The 14904-nt window shown below is 59.2% G+C and carries 23 protein-coding genes and 2 pseudogenes; 10 read left to right on the top strand and 15 right to left on the bottom strand.

Going from position 1 to position 14904, the window contains the following annotated elements:
- Positions 1-7 precede the first annotated feature (7 nt).
- From A7A09_RS19250 to A7A09_RS19220, 6 genes and pseudogenes are all read right to left on the bottom strand, one after another.
- Positions 8-838 (bottom strand): head maturation protease, ClpP-related, encoded by an 831-nt coding sequence (locus tag A7A09_RS19250; protein WP_106692907.1) that lies wholly within the window; start codon positions 836-838, stop codon positions 8-10.
- Positions 810-1837 (bottom strand): annotated as a pseudogene (locus A7A09_RS19245) (phage portal protein). The gene A7A09_RS19250 and the pseudogene A7A09_RS19245 overlap by 29 nt, the downstream one beginning before the upstream one ends.
- A 257-nt stretch (positions 1838-2094) precedes the next feature.
- Positions 2095-3822: a terminase large subunit gene (locus A7A09_RS19235; RefSeq protein ID WP_106692904.1), complete on the bottom strand. Its 1728-nt coding sequence runs from the start codon at positions 3820-3822 to the stop codon at positions 2095-2097.
- On the bottom strand, positions 3822-4304 hold the full coding sequence (locus A7A09_RS19230) for a helix-turn-helix domain-containing protein (RefSeq protein WP_211341188.1): 483 nt from the start codon (positions 4302-4304) through the stop codon (positions 3822-3824). The genes A7A09_RS19235 and A7A09_RS19230 overlap by 1 nt, the downstream gene beginning before the upstream one ends.
- 85 nt (positions 4305-4389) lie before the next feature.
- Positions 4390-4626: a hypothetical protein gene (locus tag A7A09_RS19225; RefSeq protein WP_211341187.1), complete on the bottom strand. Its 237-nt coding sequence runs from the start codon at positions 4624-4626 to the stop codon at positions 4390-4392.
- Positions 4619-4966, bottom strand: a complete 348-nt coding sequence (locus A7A09_RS19220) for an HNH endonuclease (RefSeq protein WP_106692902.1) — start codon at positions 4964-4966, stop codon at positions 4619-4621. Before A7A09_RS19220 ends, A7A09_RS19225 begins: the two co-directional genes overlap by 8 nt.
- 128 nt (positions 4967-5094) lie before the next feature.
- On the opposite strand from A7A09_RS19220, the gene A7A09_RS19215 reads away from it, so the two are divergent.
- Both A7A09_RS19215 and copM read left to right on the top strand, forming a co-directional pair.
- The gene (locus tag A7A09_RS19215; RefSeq protein ID WP_106692901.1) at positions 5095-5379 is read left to right on the top strand and encodes a hypothetical protein; all 285 of its coding nucleotides are present in this window, start codon (positions 5095-5097) and stop codon (positions 5377-5379) included.
- Positions 5380-6342: 963 nt separating this feature from the next.
- Positions 6343-6714 carry a CopM family metallochaperone gene (copM, locus tag A7A09_RS19200; protein ID WP_106692898.1) on the top strand — a complete coding sequence of 124 codons (372 nt, stop codon included), beginning with the start codon at positions 6343-6345 and terminating at the stop codon, positions 6712-6714.
- 23 nt (positions 6715-6737) lie between these two features.
- Here the strand turns inward: copM and A7A09_RS19195 are convergent, their stop codons facing one another.
- From A7A09_RS19195 to A7A09_RS20640, 6 genes are all read right to left on the bottom strand, one after another.
- Positions 6738-7436 carry a hypothetical protein gene (locus A7A09_RS19195; protein WP_148043725.1) on the bottom strand — a complete coding sequence of 233 codons (699 nt, stop codon included), beginning with the start codon at positions 7434-7436 and terminating at the stop codon, positions 6738-6740.
- Positions 7393-7998, bottom strand: coding sequence for a hypothetical protein (locus A7A09_RS19190; RefSeq protein ID WP_106692896.1), 606 nt, complete (start codon positions 7996-7998; stop codon positions 7393-7395). Before A7A09_RS19190 ends, A7A09_RS19195 begins: the two co-directional genes overlap by 44 nt.
- A gap of 183 nt (positions 7999-8181) precedes the next feature.
- Positions 8182-8808, bottom strand: coding sequence for a hypothetical protein (locus A7A09_RS19185; protein ID WP_106692895.1), 627 nt, complete (start codon positions 8806-8808; stop codon positions 8182-8184).
- A complete protein-coding gene (locus A7A09_RS19180) occupies positions 8805-9353 on the bottom strand; it encodes a hypothetical protein (RefSeq protein WP_148043724.1) in 549 nt (182 codons plus the stop codon). Before A7A09_RS19180 ends, A7A09_RS19185 begins: the two co-directional genes overlap by 4 nt.
- Positions 9354-9897: 544 nt before the next feature.
- Positions 9898-10158, bottom strand: a complete 261-nt coding sequence (locus A7A09_RS19170) for a hypothetical protein (RefSeq protein WP_106692892.1) — start codon at positions 10156-10158, stop codon at positions 9898-9900.
- A complete protein-coding gene (locus tag A7A09_RS20640) occupies positions 10155-10331 on the bottom strand; it encodes an Rrf2 family transcriptional regulator (RefSeq protein WP_148043723.1) in 177 nt (58 codons plus the stop codon). Before A7A09_RS20640 ends, A7A09_RS19170 begins: the two co-directional genes overlap by 4 nt.
- A gap of 179 nt (positions 10332-10510) precedes the next feature.
- Between A7A09_RS20640 and A7A09_RS19165 the strand changes: the two genes are divergently transcribed.
- A complete protein-coding gene (locus tag A7A09_RS19165; protein WP_106692891.1) occupies positions 10511-10726 on the top strand; it encodes a hypothetical protein in 216 nt (71 codons plus the stop codon).
- Positions 10727-10797: 71 nt separating this feature from the next.
- Here the strand turns inward: A7A09_RS19165 and A7A09_RS19160 are convergent, their stop codons facing one another.
- From A7A09_RS19160 to A7A09_RS19155, 3 genes are read right to left on the bottom strand one after another with little or no spacing between them, the layout of a single operon-like run.
- A complete protein-coding gene (locus A7A09_RS19160) occupies positions 10798-10977 on the bottom strand; it encodes a hypothetical protein (protein ID WP_106692890.1) in 180 nt (59 codons plus the stop codon).
- Positions 10977-11117, bottom strand: coding sequence for a hypothetical protein (locus A7A09_RS20925; RefSeq protein ID WP_170167166.1), 141 nt, complete (start codon positions 11115-11117; stop codon positions 10977-10979). Before A7A09_RS20925 ends, A7A09_RS19160 begins: the two co-directional genes overlap by 1 nt.
- Complete coding sequence (locus tag A7A09_RS19155; RefSeq protein WP_106692889.1) at positions 11114-11350, bottom strand: hypothetical protein; 237 nt, start codon at positions 11348-11350, stop codon at positions 11114-11116. Before A7A09_RS19155 ends, A7A09_RS20925 begins: the two co-directional genes overlap by 4 nt.
- A 23-nt stretch (positions 11351-11373) precedes the next feature.
- Between A7A09_RS19155 and A7A09_RS20635 the strand changes: the two genes are divergently transcribed.
- The 7 genes and pseudogenes from A7A09_RS20635 to A7A09_RS19125 form a co-directional block, all read left to right on the top strand.
- The gene (locus A7A09_RS20635; protein WP_148043722.1) at positions 11374-11994 is read left to right on the top strand and encodes a hypothetical protein; all 621 of its coding nucleotides are present in this window, start codon (positions 11374-11376) and stop codon (positions 11992-11994) included.
- Between the two features lie 408 nt (positions 11995-12402).
- Positions 12403-12750: a helix-turn-helix domain-containing protein gene (locus A7A09_RS19140; RefSeq protein ID WP_106692886.1), complete on the top strand. Its 348-nt coding sequence runs from the start codon at positions 12403-12405 to the stop codon at positions 12748-12750.
- A gap of 302 nt (positions 12751-13052) precedes the next feature.
- Positions 13053-13388 (top strand): hypothetical protein, encoded by a 336-nt coding sequence (locus A7A09_RS20630; protein WP_148043721.1) that lies wholly within the window; start codon positions 13053-13055, stop codon positions 13386-13388.
- Between the two features lie 259 nt (positions 13389-13647).
- Entirely contained in the window at positions 13648-13965 is a 318-nt protein-coding gene (locus A7A09_RS19135; protein ID WP_148043720.1) for a hypothetical protein, read from the top strand.
- Complete coding sequence (locus A7A09_RS21925; RefSeq protein ID WP_281277614.1) at positions 13962-14096, top strand: hypothetical protein; 135 nt, start codon at positions 13962-13964, stop codon at positions 14094-14096. The genes A7A09_RS19135 and A7A09_RS21925 overlap by 4 nt, the downstream gene beginning before the upstream one ends.
- 230 nt (positions 14097-14326) lie before the next feature.
- A complete protein-coding gene (locus A7A09_RS19130) occupies positions 14327-14656 on the top strand; it encodes a DUF6948 domain-containing protein (RefSeq protein ID WP_106692884.1) in 330 nt (109 codons plus the stop codon).
- Positions 14641-14904: pseudogene (locus A7A09_RS19125) on the top strand (hypothetical protein); the annotation flags it as partial. The gene A7A09_RS19130 and the pseudogene A7A09_RS19125, both read left to right, overlap by 16 nt.

Below are 14904 nucleotides of genomic sequence, written 5' to 3'. Positions count from 1 at the left end.
GGTCTCCCTATTTGAGCGTTTCCATCAAGGACCGGGCAAGCCCGGCCCATTCGTCGTCAGCGCACGGCGTGACGTTGGCGGCAGCGCCCGGCGTGCCGCCAGCAACCTCGGCCAGAAGCGCACGGCGTTCCGACCGGGATACATTCTGCTTGGCCAGCAAGGTGTCGATGCGCCGCAATGCGCTCGTACCCTTGCTTTCGTCTTCGGTGACATCGGCCGACAGGAAACTGTCCGCGAGACCGGCCTCGACGGCCTGAGAGCCGTTGAACCAGGTCTCGTCATCCATCCATGATGCGGCCTTGGCCCGTTCGACGCCCGCCTTGTCGGCATAGACATCAGCCATGGCCTCGTCGAAGGGTTCCATGGTGCGGGCCGCGTCGGCGAGATCGTGACGGTTGCCGACTGCCACCACCCAGGCATTATGCACCATCATGAACCCGGCCTTGCCGATCTGGACTTCGTCGCCGGCCATGGCGATGACCGACGCGGCTGAGGCGGCAAGTCCGAGGATCCGGACGGTGACCTTGCGCGAGTCCTGCCTCAGCAGGTTGTAGATCGCCACGCCCTCGAAGAAGTCGCCGCCAGGGCTGTTGATGTCGACGATGATCTCATCGCCCTTGATCGCGCGCAGGGCACCGGCAATGCGCTTGGAGGTGACGCCGCCCCCGGTCCACCAATCCTCGCCGATCACGTCGAGGATGCTGATGACATTCGCACGATCGGTATCCTCGGCCCGAAGGCCGGCGTTCCATTTCTCCATCAGCGCCGGGTCCGGCTCATAGGCCTGCACCTTCGGCGGGTGCGAGAGATTAATCTTGGGTGCGTTGCGGATCGTCATTGTTCGCTTCCTTCGCTTTGCTGACCGCCACGGGCAGATCGTCGCGATGTCCGAGTTCGAGCCAATCGCGCGCCTCGTCGGGATGCAGGAACGGATGATGCCCGCCTGCGCCGAGACCCTTGGCAAAGAAGTCGGCCATATCCTTCATGCTGCCGCGCAACAGACCGCCCGCGTTGAACTTGGCGTAGAACTGATCCTCCTCGCGGCGCGATAGGAGGTCCCGGTTGATGGCCTGTTCCCATGCTGTGAACCACGGGTTGAGCCCGTAGCGGACGAAGAGCTGCCCCAACACATCGATGCCGGAGCCCCAGGAGGTTTCGTCGACCATCAGCAGTGGGCGCGGCACACCGAAAACGCGGGCGATCTCCTCGACCTGGTGCGAGCGCGTTTCCAGATGCTGGCTGTCTTTCGCGGAATGACCACCAGTATCCGCCTCCATCGCCTCTTCGAGGATCATCCATTTATTGGCCTGTTCCGATCCTTCGCGTTCGTCCATGCTGGCCTTGAGGCGATCATAGGCCTCCGGCGACAGCTTGCCCTTATGCTTCAAGACGCCACCGACGATCATCCCGTTCTTGAACAGACGTGCCGCCGCGCGTTCGGCCTGCAGGGCCAGCCCGATTGCTTCGGCGGCCTGCTTGACCATGGACCGTCCGCATATCCCATCGAGGGTAAAGCCGCGGATATGAAATATGTCCTTGGCCGCCAGAACCTTCGCTTCGCCTTTCGGCTTCTGATACCGGTAGCTGAGCGACATGTTGTCGTTCTGCTCGACAGTGACGCGCGCCGGATCGATCGGCAGCAGCGCAATCACCTGGTCGCCCCGCATGACTTTCATGGCATAGGCGTTGCCGTGCAACAGCAGCCAAGCTGCATGAGCTGGCGGAACTCGAAGGCCGTCTGCCAGTCATTCGGGCGGCGATAAAGCACGCGAAACAGCGGGTGCTTCCGTGCCTTTTCACGTTCATCGCCCGTGTGAAACAGGTGCAGAGGCAACATGCCGATGCTAAATGCTACGAGCGATACAGACCGGAAGACGGCCGTGTTCTTCATCGCCTGTTCGACCGAGACAGATGCACCGCTGGCAGTGGCATGGCCGCCACGCAGGAATTCCGCGAGGTCCGGATCGGTGAGGTCTCCGAAGGCGCTGACATCGAGTCCGTGAAGCATGACCGCATCCATTACGCTGCGCGACATGGTTGCAGGATCCGGCGCCGATTGCTGCGCGGAGGATCGGAACCGATCGAACAGACCCATCAGACCACCAGGATTCCGCGAGATTCATAGACGGACGGACCGGCCGCCGTAGGATTCCCGAACATCAGCATCGCGGCGTTGAAGGTCGCCATCAGGGCGTCGATCTTCGCGCTTCCGGCAGCCTGCTTCGTCACGATGTAATTACTCCCCTTGAGTTCAGTTTTGGCATTGCCGACATTCCAGGTCATCAGGCCGGAGCCAGAATGAATGAGGCGTCGATCTTTCAGGCGGCGCGGCAGAGTCAAAATGGCCTGCTGGAGTTTCCAGCCCTGGCCAACACTGATGAAGCGGTTCTCGTCGAAACCGCGATCTTCAAGTTCGTCCAGAAGCTCGGCGATGCCGTAGGCGTCCAGGCCAATTGCAGGCGAATCCTCCGGCAACAGGCCAGCAGCCTCAAGCTGCTCGATGCGATCGACAGCCTCGGCAACGTCCTGGCCGACGAATTCACAGACGGTCAGATCGCCGGCCGCTTCGAAATCCCATAGTGCCGGAGCGATGCTCTTCCTTCGATCGAACACTTCCGGAAAGGCCCAGGCATGAGCCCAATGAAGCCAATCTCGGGTTTCCTTGTCACGACCGATTGCGGCCATCGCGAACAGATCGTCGAGGCCGCCCCCGTCCACGCCGACCACGCAAACCTCGGACCGGCGGATCAGCTCGTCAAAGGTCAACTCCGGATCACTGCATGCCGGCCAGAAATCGGCACCAGGCCACCGGTTCGCATGTAGCCCCAGTCCGATCTCGATATTGAGATGCTGCGAGGCCCAGCGGATTTCCTCCTCGATGCCCTTCTGGACAGCGGTATGATAATCAGCGATCAGCCGCTCGATCGTGACTGACCGCCCGAGGTTCGGCAGCACCATCGGCCACAGCTTCGGGTCGCGCCAGGCCTTGTCGTCTGAGCGCTGCACATCCTCGGGAAACTCGTACAATACCGGCAGCATCCGGACCCCGGCGGTGATCTGACCGTCGCGAACGCCGCGCGCGTATTGCAACTCCGCCTTGAACACCCCGGCAGGAGGAACCTCCGATTGCGTCGTGATGATGATCAGCAAGCTTTCGTCATTGGTGATCATGCCGCCCCTGATCTGGCCGACAACGCGCGAGGCGTGGTTCATTTCGGCCATCAGGTGCAACTCATCGAGGATCGCAAAGGCCGGGATACTGCCGGTCACCACCTTGGGATCGAAGCTTTTGATCTTCAGCTTGGCGTTCATCTTCACGCCGGTTTCCTCGTCCTGGTGCAGGTCGAGGATGGTTTTCTTGTGCTCGATCACCTTGAACCGTTTGCGCAGGTACGGATCGGCATCGATCATGCCGGCGGCCTGAGCAAAGCACTTGTCGGCAACTTCCTGTGTCGGCCCAATGATCACGCCGTCGATATTCGGACGGCGGTTCATCAGCAGCGCGATCAGACCCAACGCAGCAGCATTCGTGGTCTTCGAATTCTTCTTCGGGATCAGGTTGAAGATTTCCCCGACGAAGCGCTTTCCAGTTTCCGGGTCGATCGAACCGAACGCCGCCCGAACCAGGTCGCGGATCCAGTCGCCGCCCGCCTCGCCCATGGTTGGCTGTCCCGGTATGTCGGGCACGCGCAAAAGATCGAACAGGTCAACGGCCGCGTCGGCCATCACCTGGTCGAGAGGCAATGCCGGGATTGGCGTCTCACCCCGCTTCAACTTCTCCGCCCAATCCGGGCAGGCGAAGGAAACGCCGTCGAAGGCCATCAGTGCCGGCCCTTCATCCGGTTGAAGATATCGCCGTAGTTGTCAGGCATCTGCTGGGCTTCGAGCCGTGCCTGTTCCTTCTTGCCGAGCGGCTTGTCATCTTCGGCATCACCCTGGTCTGACGCTTCCCGGTTGCGAGGCGCAGTCGGGGCAACATCCTCGTAACGATCGAGAAGCGCCTTGACTGATGGCACATGTCCCTCGCGTGCCCGGCGGTGCAGGATGTCCAGCATCTCGCCCACCATGAAGACCCGACCGGAAGACAGCTCGCGGGAAAAATGCTTCCGGAGGGTCTTCGGATCGATCCCCATATCCTGGGCGATCATCTCATGCGTCCAGCCATCAGCCGCACGACGCGCGACAAACGCCTGATTTTCTTTATCTTTCCTGTACGACTTTCGGCCACGTCGATCACGCAGCGGCATGACAGGTTGTCCGAACAGGTCGACCCCCTGCTCGGCTGGTGAATTTTCGTGTTCCACAGGAAAAAAATCTCCGATTGAGGGGGACGCGGGTGTACCGGCGCGAGGACCCCAGACTTTCGGGTACCCCCCTATTTGAGGCAGTTCAGGCCGGCACGTCACCCACGTCCAGGATAACAGGCGGATGGGCAGTGCCGAGGACCCGAAGGTGAACCGAGGCCCCGGCGTTCAACCGCTCCAGTTCCTCTGGCGTCGGTACCCAAGCGGAAACCATGACGGGGGTGGCATCACCATTGACTGTACAGTTGATCATCTCATCCCGCAGCGGGAGACCGCGATATCCCTGATGCTTGCCGATGATGCGGGTGACGCCTTCAATCATTCCGATTAGCATTGCGCCGCTCTTCCTTCTGCTTTTCCCGGTCGTGGCACTGCTTGCACAGGCACTGCAGGTTGCCCCGATCGAAGAACAGGGCGCGGTTGCCGCGATGCGGGGTGATATGGTCAGCGACCATCACCGGGCTGTCACCAACATGTCCGCATCGACGGCAGGTGAACAGTTCATCGACCAACACCGACCAGCGCAAATCACGCCATTGCCGCGTGTTGTACCATTTGCGCCATGTATCGATCCGATCACGTGATCGAACCGGAGTATCACCGCCCGAGCCGCGCGCCTTCAGCGCACCACAACGCAGTGCCAGCTGCTTGAGCCTTGCCATGATTGATCCTCGATAGGCACGGGCATCCCACCCGCTTAGCTGCCGGGGCCGCAGCCTGCTTGCGAGGCGGACCGGCTTACATGATCGGGGCGCGGCAGCTTCCCCACTGGTATTCCCTACAGGTTCGGATGATCGAGATAACACTGATCTCGATCAATTACAGCCTCGACAAGACGTGGCAGCATTTGATTCCCCAACATGAAGGAATGCCACCAATGACGAGAACATTTGGCTATACGGTGACGCGCAAACCAGACGGTGCGGAAGTCCACAGCGGGACAATTGAGGATCACGCCGATCAAGGCATGAAGAGAACGGCAAAAAACCTGAAATCGAGCCTCATCAACTCACACCCAATGGCCAAAGGACTGTCAGAAGGCGAAATCGATATCGAGATGTCCGTCATCAAGTAGGAACACCGCGCTGTGTAGATGTGGTGCTCGGTAATCTGCCTTTGCCAATGAGGCATACTTCATTCAGCCCTCGACCCACATTGGAGATTGGACCATGCAGACCCTCACATTGCAAGACTTTGAAACAACCGGGGACATCTCGGTAGAAATCACGCCAAATACAACGATCAGCATCCCGCAGGGTGACGGCGACGGCGGGGCCGGAACAGTCGTTCGGGTTAAGGACGGCGGGTCGATAAGAACCTTACGGGTCCGTCAGGGTCGAGAATGGATATTCGCAGAATTTGCTGCGATCCAGCGCGTCGTGCTTCGACACGCATAAATCCGTCAGAACGATCCGGCAGCTTCCCCTGGTACTGCCTACGGGTCAGTTCGGGCGATCAAGCTGTTACTGATCTCGATCAACTACAGGCTCGACAAGACGTGACATCATCCTGTCCGCCGCCGTGTAAAGGACAGCCCAATGCTGAGCATTCCGCTAACCGATTATGAAACCCAAAAGATCATCACAGTGAAATTCGCGAAACAAACAAAATTTCACTCTGCAGAGCCGATCGATGGGGGGACGCTGCTTACGATATGGCTTGGTGGGCACCCGCAACTTTACCACGTTGTCGAGTCCCCTGAGCAGATCGATATCAGCAGGTCGCTCTCTATAGTCGGCTGAACACGAAACGAAGACGCCCGCGAGGGGATGATCCCGGCGGGCGTACGTCTAGATGATGGCAATACTTATGCGCCCGTCCGTCCTAAGCCGTCAAGGAAGAATTTTCCGAGGTTTATTCATAGCAAACATAAACGTGGGTAGTGAGCCCTTTGCGACCTTCGCATTCTGGCTCTGTCTCCAACGGCGACCACGGCAGAAAAAGTCGTGGCAGCTTCACTATTCTGTGCAGCCGTTGACCTTCCAACCAAGAGGAGGGAATACTTCTGATCGGCAACGGAAAACAGGAGAACGATCAGATGGCAAAGTTTGCATCTGCGATGCTGGCAAGTTTATTCATTGCGGGCTCACTTTATGCCCAGGAGCCTTCGGATCATAGCGATCACGGAGACATGTCGCAGTCACAGCCTGACGCTATGGCCTCGACCACAGCCTATCGCGAGGCAATGGACCGGATGCACGACGGCATGAGTATCGAATATAGCGGTGATCCAGATGTAGACTTCATGCGTGGCATGATCCCCCACCATCAAGGGGCAATCGATATGGCTCGCATCGTACTTGAATTCGGATCGGATGCAGAGGTGCGCGCTCTTGCCGAAGAAGTTATCGAAGCTCAGGAAGCCGAGATCAAGATGATGGAAGCATGGTTGACCGAGCACGCTGAATGACAGTTCTGTCTGCATTGTAGACATCAATATCCCTGCATCCTGTCCAACACATCCGCCAGCGCCGACATTATCAGCCTGGTATTGCGCGCAGAGTCGGTCCACCCATGCACCTCCAGCACCCGCCGAAACGATTTCCCCTGCAGGCAGATGGCGTCGACCAGGTCGCGATCCCGGATATTCCGTGCCGACTTCCCGCCCCGAGCTGACGGTCGCATCCGCCGAACCTGCATCGCCACACCGTTGCCGATCGCCCGCTGCATCCGCCTGATCGCCTCGCCCTCGGCAAGGAAGGTATCCATGAACTCCCCACCCTTCCCCGATCCTGACGCGACCCGACCTTCGAGGCTGGCCAATTTCATGCCACCGGCACTGTGCCGTTCCACGAGATCGCGATAGAGCCGCGCGGCATTCACCTGTCCCTTGGTGAAAGGCGGTTCCTGTTCCCGCCTGGCGGCCTTGATCGCCAACTGGTCGAAGATGTCGATGGCCTGTGCCGCCTTGAACCCGCGCCAGCCGGTTTGCTCGACCTTCCAGCCGGTCTTATGCTTGGGATCGGGCATCATCACATGCGGAGTGACGCTTCGTGACGGACCACGCGCCGGGGCCACCGGGATCTCGGGTCCGCAACCTTCCACCGGAACCGCCCGCGCGATCAGCGCTTCGAGGCGGTCACGTTCATCACGCAGCCGCGCCGCGCCCGCTACCGGATTGATCACTGTCATTGCCTGCCTCGCTTTCTTCCACGGCGGATTGGATGGCCTCGATCTCGGCCAGTTCGGCATGCCAGCCCTCCAGCCAGCGCCTGTCGTCGGGCGTGGCCCGCCCGGCCTCGATATTCTCGCGGATCACCCGCCGCCGGTGCCGGTTGCTGTCTGCATCCTGCTTGAGCCGGGAGATGATGTATTTGCCGGGAGGCGGACCGAGCTTCTTGGCGACCTGGAACAGCTCGACCGCCCAGCCCTCGGCCATCGCCTGCCGGCCCATGGCCGATTTGATCAGGCTGCGGGCATAGGCGCAGTCGCGTGGCGGCGGGCATTGCAGGGTCATCGCCCAGCTGCGGATCAGCCCTTCCTCGGGCCAGACACCCTTGACGGCATGACGGGCGATCAGATCGACCATGGCCCGAAGGTTCTCATTCGACATGTAGCTGAGCCAACCCCGCAACCGGGCAAGGCTCTTTTCATGCGCCTCGGCACTCACGCCGCGCTTGCGCGACAGGCCCGCCAAAGGCTCGAACAACAGCGCATCAACCCGCGCCTTCGCTTCCGCCGTTACACCCGCCATAGCCACTTCCCCCTTTCTCAGCCTTTCCGACTTATCCACAAGTCCAAGCGCCGGAATGTCGCAGCCCGGTCGCTGTCTCTGTCTTTATCTTTGTCCCTGTCTCTATCGAGCGAGACAGTCTCGAAGTGTCTGCGGACTGTCTCAGACTGTCTTTCAGACAGTGTCGGGACAGTTCGGAAAATCTCAGCGGCGCGTTCGATTGCGCGACATCGTCAGGTCAAGCATGTGATCGGACCAACGAGCGATACCGCGCTCGATCCAGCTGGATGACCGGTATTCGCAGCCTTCCTTGACCAGCCATTCGTCGATCCACCGGACTGCAGCGTCGTTTTGCGCCAACTCGGCCTGGTATCCGGCAAGCGACGATCGAAGCCGCAGAAGACGCTTCGCCGCACTGGCCGCTTCGGACCGCGCCCGATGATCCTCTTTCCGTGACATCGCTTCGGTGAGCGAGCGCAGCACCATTGGATGCATGAGCCGGATCTCCTCCCGACATTTGACGCGCCGCCATTTATGCAGCGGCCCGAATTCCAACCGGCAGAGCTGCGAGAAGTGATCGCGATCGACAAACAGCATCTTCGCCAGGACGGCATGATCGGTCGGCAATGTGCCCACCGGGGCCTGGTCATAACTGATATTGATAAGGTCGAAATACAGCGCCCGGCACTCGGCCGTGCCTTTCAGGCGCATGTCGCAGTTCAACCAGCGCCGCCGTTCCCACGCCATGAAGTAATGGCTGTCGAGCCGATCCTCGATCGTCAACGGATATTCGTCGAGATCGTCAACGGAGGCGAGCTGAACCTGTGTCATGCCGGCACCTTCCCGGCGCGCGGGCCGACTGCATCGCAAATCCCGTCAATGCGCTTTTGCAACGCCGCAATCTTCCCGTCATACAAAGCGCGATGTTCGGCCAGCCCCACCTCGAATGACCGGCCGAGCGCCTCGATCTCCGCGCGGATGTCCTCGATTTCCTCGTTTCCGCCGTCCGGGCCGAACATTTCCTCGCGCACCTGGCGTACCCATCCAGCGCGGATGCCGTCCCCGAGCTCGGCAGCAACTGCCTTGTCGGTATAGGCATCGCGATAGCGCGAAGCGCCATCACCCCAGGCATCTTCCAGCGCCAGGACGATCAGGCGCTTCTGCTTGCCGGACATTTCCGGCGCGGCGGTCTCCTGCATGTCTTGTTCCTCGACCTTCCGCGCCGCTGCCTCGGCGCGACGCCGCGCATCGCAGCTCGGGCAATGCAGCTTGCCTTTGATATTGGCCCATTTCTGGGCGGTCAGCTTCTTGAGCGCCTGACCCTCATTCGGCTTCCAGATGTTGCCACTGTGACGAAGGTAATCGCAGGCGATCACATCATGATGCCCGCAGATGTCACATTCGGCCCTGACCCGATGCTGTCCCTTGCCCTGTATCGCTTCGATCATGCCGCCCTCCTGTGTTGACGGGACCGGTAGGCCATGACGGCCGCCATGAGTTTGTCACGCTGCTGCGCGGTTGCGTTCGGCCCCGACCAGCGCATCAGGCTCTTCTGACTTACCCCGAGATCCCGTGCGGCCCGCCCGCGCGATGGCCATGAAAGGTCACCGAAGCGGAACGGCATGCTATTCCCGGGATTTCCGGGACTGCCGATCGATCCGATGCCGAGCCTGTCCAGATTGCCGTATTTGGCCAGATGATGCGAAACTGCCTCGGGTGTGAGCCCTACGGCCTTCGCGACGGCCCTGATCGAAGGATACCCCCGCCCATTCCAGGTACACGGCACCGTATTGCATCCGATCATGTCGAGATTGCCATGGCTGGCCAAATGACGCCGGATCGTGGTGATATGAACGCCGAAGGCCCGCGCCGCAGCTGACAGGCTCGCATATTCTTGGCCATCCGGTCCGCGAACAGGGATCATGCCACACCCCCGCCTGCCGGCCACCAATCCCAATCCGTCAAGCCGAGCATGCAGACCTGACGGTAAGCACCGCGCCAGCCGGTCGCGCGCCATTGGCGGCCGGTGACATTGCACCGAAGCATCACGCCACTGGTCAGCGACGCGATCCGCTCGACCTCTTCGGGGTCCATGTCCAGATCGGCGGCGACGCGATCGATACTGCGGCTTCTCAGCATTTCGCGAATGCGCGCGCGGGTGATGGTGGGCTTGTCTTTCATGGCGCCAACTCCTGCCAATCGGTTTCCGCCAGGAGGCCCCACATACGGAGTTCGGCGACAATCTTCCTGACTCGCTTCACCGGGATGCTGTGACGATCTGCGATGTCCTCGACGCCGAAACCGCGGCGGAGGTCGATCAGCACGATTGCAGGGAGACCCGGGGGATTGCTCATGCCGCGCCTCGTACTGCATTGCACGAGAAGCGGTTCACCACGTGAGATAGTCGGAAAACACAGGTGACGTTATATCTGTAGGCATGGGGGTGATTCGTTGGCGCGAACCACCCCCTGAATGAAGCCGCTGCACTTCCACAAACAGCGGCACCACAAGCAGCCACTGAGGAGGTATACCCATGGCTACTTTCCGACACCCCGTCACTGGGGAGCTGCTGAACCGAATTGAGGTTCGCAATACCCACCTTAACGAGAAGCAGATCGAGACTGTACGCCTCCTTCACCAAGGAGGAGAAGATCAGCATATTATTGCCGCGATGCTTGGCATCAATCAGGGAAGAATCAACGATGTGGTCGGTAATCCCCGCGACCGCAGGCAGGGCGAATTGATCTAGGCGTCCAGTGAACCGTGCGACCTTCATCGATTGGCCTGCCGTTTCTCGGCGCATATCTGTCGATCTATGCACTAATACTGCCTCCGAAGTAGATCGATCCGGAAATCAACGATGAAGTTCCAATCCGGTCCCTGCTCGACCAGCATGTGGAGCTCTTCCATCTCTTCGAACTCATGGATGCGCTGCTCCGGTCGACGGCCGATCATGTATGTTATTGTCGCCTGCCAGCGCGGAATGGCCTTACGCTCCATCACTGACCCTCATCCCAATCGAACCCACCGCGCCGGAAGAATTTTTCCGCCGTGGCCTTGAAACGATGATGCAGGTTGAGGGCGCGGACGGACCGCGCCCTGTAGAAGCGATACAACAGGTAATTGCAGAGCCTGGTCATTTGCGCCCCTCGATCCGGCCAAAGACGATTTCGGCGCCGGCGATGGCGATCACGGCCATGACATAGCGCAGCGAGGCGTCATGCTCTTCGCGCAGCCAGTTCTTCACCTGACGCGGCGAGACATCGAGAACGCCAGCGGCCTTGACGGTCAGATCATGCTCGGACGGCGACGGAAACGCGCGCCACAGCATGTTGCGAAACCACCTTCGTGGATTTTCGGCAGGATTTTTCATCGGAAAGTCTCCATGTTGATCAAGTGACCGATCAACTGGAACTGAATTGGGAAACGGGGGCGCAGCGTGGTTCATGCGGCCTCCAGATTGAAAGGATCAGGATAGACAGAGATGATAGGTGCGCCGCCGCCCCGACCAAAGCGGCGGCGCTGATCCATACGCGACAAGGAGAAACACGCATGGAAACTGTTGGCCTTGCGTTCGAGGCTATCGTAGCGATTTGCGCCTTTGGCGGCTTTGGTCTTGGTTGCCTGAACTATTGGCAAGCGCACCGACGGAAGCCGCCGACCTTCGAACGAGAGGTCTACGCCGGGGAAGGCTACTGGCGCATTCAATGGACTATTCGGAATAATGCTGACAGTGCGATCACCGTCGAGGGAATTTCCAGTAGCAACGCTGCATTCGTCACGGAAGATGAAGTTCCGCGCGTTGAAGACCCCTATTTTGTTTTGGGGATACCGAAACCGGCGATCAGCAAATTTTCGGCAGCGCGGAGGGAACTGCGTATTTCTGTTCAGCCGCACAGCGCCACTGAAAATCCGCTCAGCACCTATTTCGGCGAAAACCCGAGGAATCTGGAAATAGCTCTGCACTGGCGCTGGAGCCATGAGTCCAGGCCGCTCTGTTCCCGTATCCGAATGTAGAGGGCCAGTTGCACAAAGAACATTCCGATGATCGCAAAATCCAGCATCCGATTCACGATGAACCACGGGGTCCATTCCACGGCATTTCCTTTCATGATGATGGGGCGCGGTGGGGATGGTCATGCCGCGTCCTCGGAGGAGGGTTTACGCCCTGCCACAAACTTCTCGAATTTCTCGAGCTCAAGAGGAAGTCGCCGAACGCGCGCCCGAAGGCTCTCAAGATACCGAGGGTTGCTGAATGCGAGCTGACATACCGAGGACTCCTTCATCCCGGTTTCGTCGGCAAAAGCCTCGATTTTTTTTATTATGATTGCAGGATCCATGCCGACAAAATTTTGCAATTGCAAACCAATGTCAAGGAGCAAATGCAAAATTGATGTTGGCAAATGCAAAGCTTACGATCTTCGCATGAGCGATCTCCATCCGATAACTGCAAGAATACAGTCCCTTATGGAGGGACGAGGCTGGAAAAAGTCCGACCTCGCCGCCCAGACAGGAATACCTTATCAGCGCCTCAACCCGTGGTTCACGAGAGCCAATGCCAAGCCGAATGCGGTGGATTTAGTTGCAGTTGCTGGTGCCCTAGGAGTCCCGCTTCGGCACATTGCGCACGGTGAGCCGCTGTCAGCGGAGGAACAACGGGAGATGATTATTCGGGCGTACGATCAGTTGCCTCCCGACGGCAGGCAGCAGTTGGCAGACTATGCTCAGTTTCTCTCGGATCGCGATAGCCTAAAACACGAGAAAGAAAAGTGATCCGTTCGTCACTTAGGCTGTAGATGACCTCAACGAACTTCTCTCTATCCCAGATCATCCCCAATCCTCACTCTCGCGAAATTTCCCTTTCCTTCAATTCGTCGGCAACAAACCGCCGAAACGCCAGCCCCAACACTTGCACATTGCGCAATCCATTAAACCTGACCTTTTGGTCAATCGCACAACATGTGGCGGCGAATCGATGAACCGCAAAATGCAGCGGCAAGGAACGAAATATATGCGTGGCGCACACAGGCGGAAATGCGCTTGCAGAATCAGCATATTGCCGGAAGTGTGATCACATGACCGCTACCGACATCATGATAACGTTTATGATTGCGCTATACGCTATGATTGGCGGCGCGTTCCTCAACGCCGCAATCACCGCTCCAGACAACTGCCATCGCGTTCTATCAGAAATTCTTGGGCCAATTCGAAAGTACCTGCTTTGGGTTGGGGTCTTTGCATCGGTTGCTTATCCGCTGGCAGGCTTGGCAGGAATTGCACCGGCCACTGGCGGGGTATTCAGTTTGCCTGGCGTATGGATCGGGCTGGCAAACATTGCTCTAGCAATTCTATTGCGTGGGTGTTGGACTGTCGCATCAACCCTAGTGAATCGTTCACATAGGCGATCGTGACCAGATGAACCATCACGAGTAGAAAGACCTTAAAGCTATCCATCACCCCTCCGTCTTTCCCGCCGACCGGCGGGCTTTTTCATGCGCCGGTGCCCGGCGCAGGCAGGGCGGCATGACGTCGCCCACCATGGCCGTAGGATAGCAGGTGCGAATCGGCCGACAAGTTAATTTTTTGCAATTGCAAATTATTTCGCTTTACATTTGGCAAATGCAAAATTAATTTTACTCCCACCGAACCCCATCGGAAGGGAGATCATCCGTGACGAACTCAGCTTTCGCAGTGAAGCCAGAGCGGATTGCATCAGAACAGGTGGAAACCCGCAATTTCACGTCCAATGAGGTCGCTGGAGTCGCCATTCCCTGCGGCACTGTCATCATCAAATACCGCGGCCTCAATCTCGACAGCTTTCCGGGCGTGCCTGCGGAGATGGCTCGGAAAATGGTGGAAGAGGTCCACGACGCGCGGACTTTTTCCGGATCGCTGAAGATATCGACCGCCGACCGCATCGGCGTTATCAACATGGCCGAGGTCGAGAGTATCACCTTCCGTCAGGATCAGTGTGAGGCTCAGCCATGATCCTAGAAACGATCGCCCTTCGCGCTGCTCAAGCAATCCTGTTCGTCACCTTCCTGCTGACCGCGCCGACCTTCATGGCTCTGCTGATCAGGTGGGGCGGCACGGGCCTGCGCCAGGCGATGGGCTGGTGAGCAGTATGGCCGGGCCTCTCATCTCAGCAAGTTTTCAGATCCGCGCCCGTGGTGGGTGCGGTGCCGGGACAGCACATGGCCATCGCGGCCCATTCCACGGTTCTTCAACGGCTGTCCCGGCCGATTTTCCCGCGCAGCCTCCCGCATGTCAGATCGCGGTGCGCGGCAACTCGGCGGCTCTGCGGTGCATCCGCCGCATTTCTTCTTAACCCAACCTGAAAGGACCAACGATGAACACTGCAACTGCCATTGCCTCCGTTGAGGCGGCATCCGAGCCGCAGGCCACGCAGATGCGCCCTGTGCTGATCACCACCAAGCACCGCGGCGTTTTCGCCGGGCTTGTGCCGCAGGATCAGGATTTGGGAGCATCCACCATGGCACTGAAAGCGGCGCGCATGGCGATGTACTGGGGAACGACGAAGGGCCTCATGCAGCTCTGCGCGACCGGTCCTACCTCGAAGAGCAGGATCAGCGCCCCGGCGGATATTCCCGTCCTGCATGACATCACGGCGGTTTTCGACATCACCGAGGAGGCCTGGAAAGCATGGCAGGACGCGTGATCGATGATGATCCGCTGCTCACCATCGACGACATCATCAGGGCTGGCGCCTGTTCCGAGGGTGCTTATGCCACCCTGAAACGGGTCGCCAGGCACGTCAGTGCCGCGATGAGAGCGAGCGAGATCAGGAAACTGCTCAGAGAAGACGAGCAGTCATACCTCGACAGGGCCACTCAGAGCGACGGCTACGGCGACGGCGACGGCTACGGCGACGGCGACGGCGACGGCTACGGCGACGGCTACGGCGAC

Origin of the sequence: Paracoccus methylarcula (assembly GCF_003007735.2) — a bacterium.
In the GTDB taxonomy this organism is placed as follows: Bacteria; Pseudomonadota; Alphaproteobacteria; order Rhodobacterales; family Rhodobacteraceae; genus Paracoccus; species Paracoccus methylarcula.
Note: the sequence above shows the minus strand (reverse complement) of the source record. Positions and strands in the feature narration are given on the sequence as shown.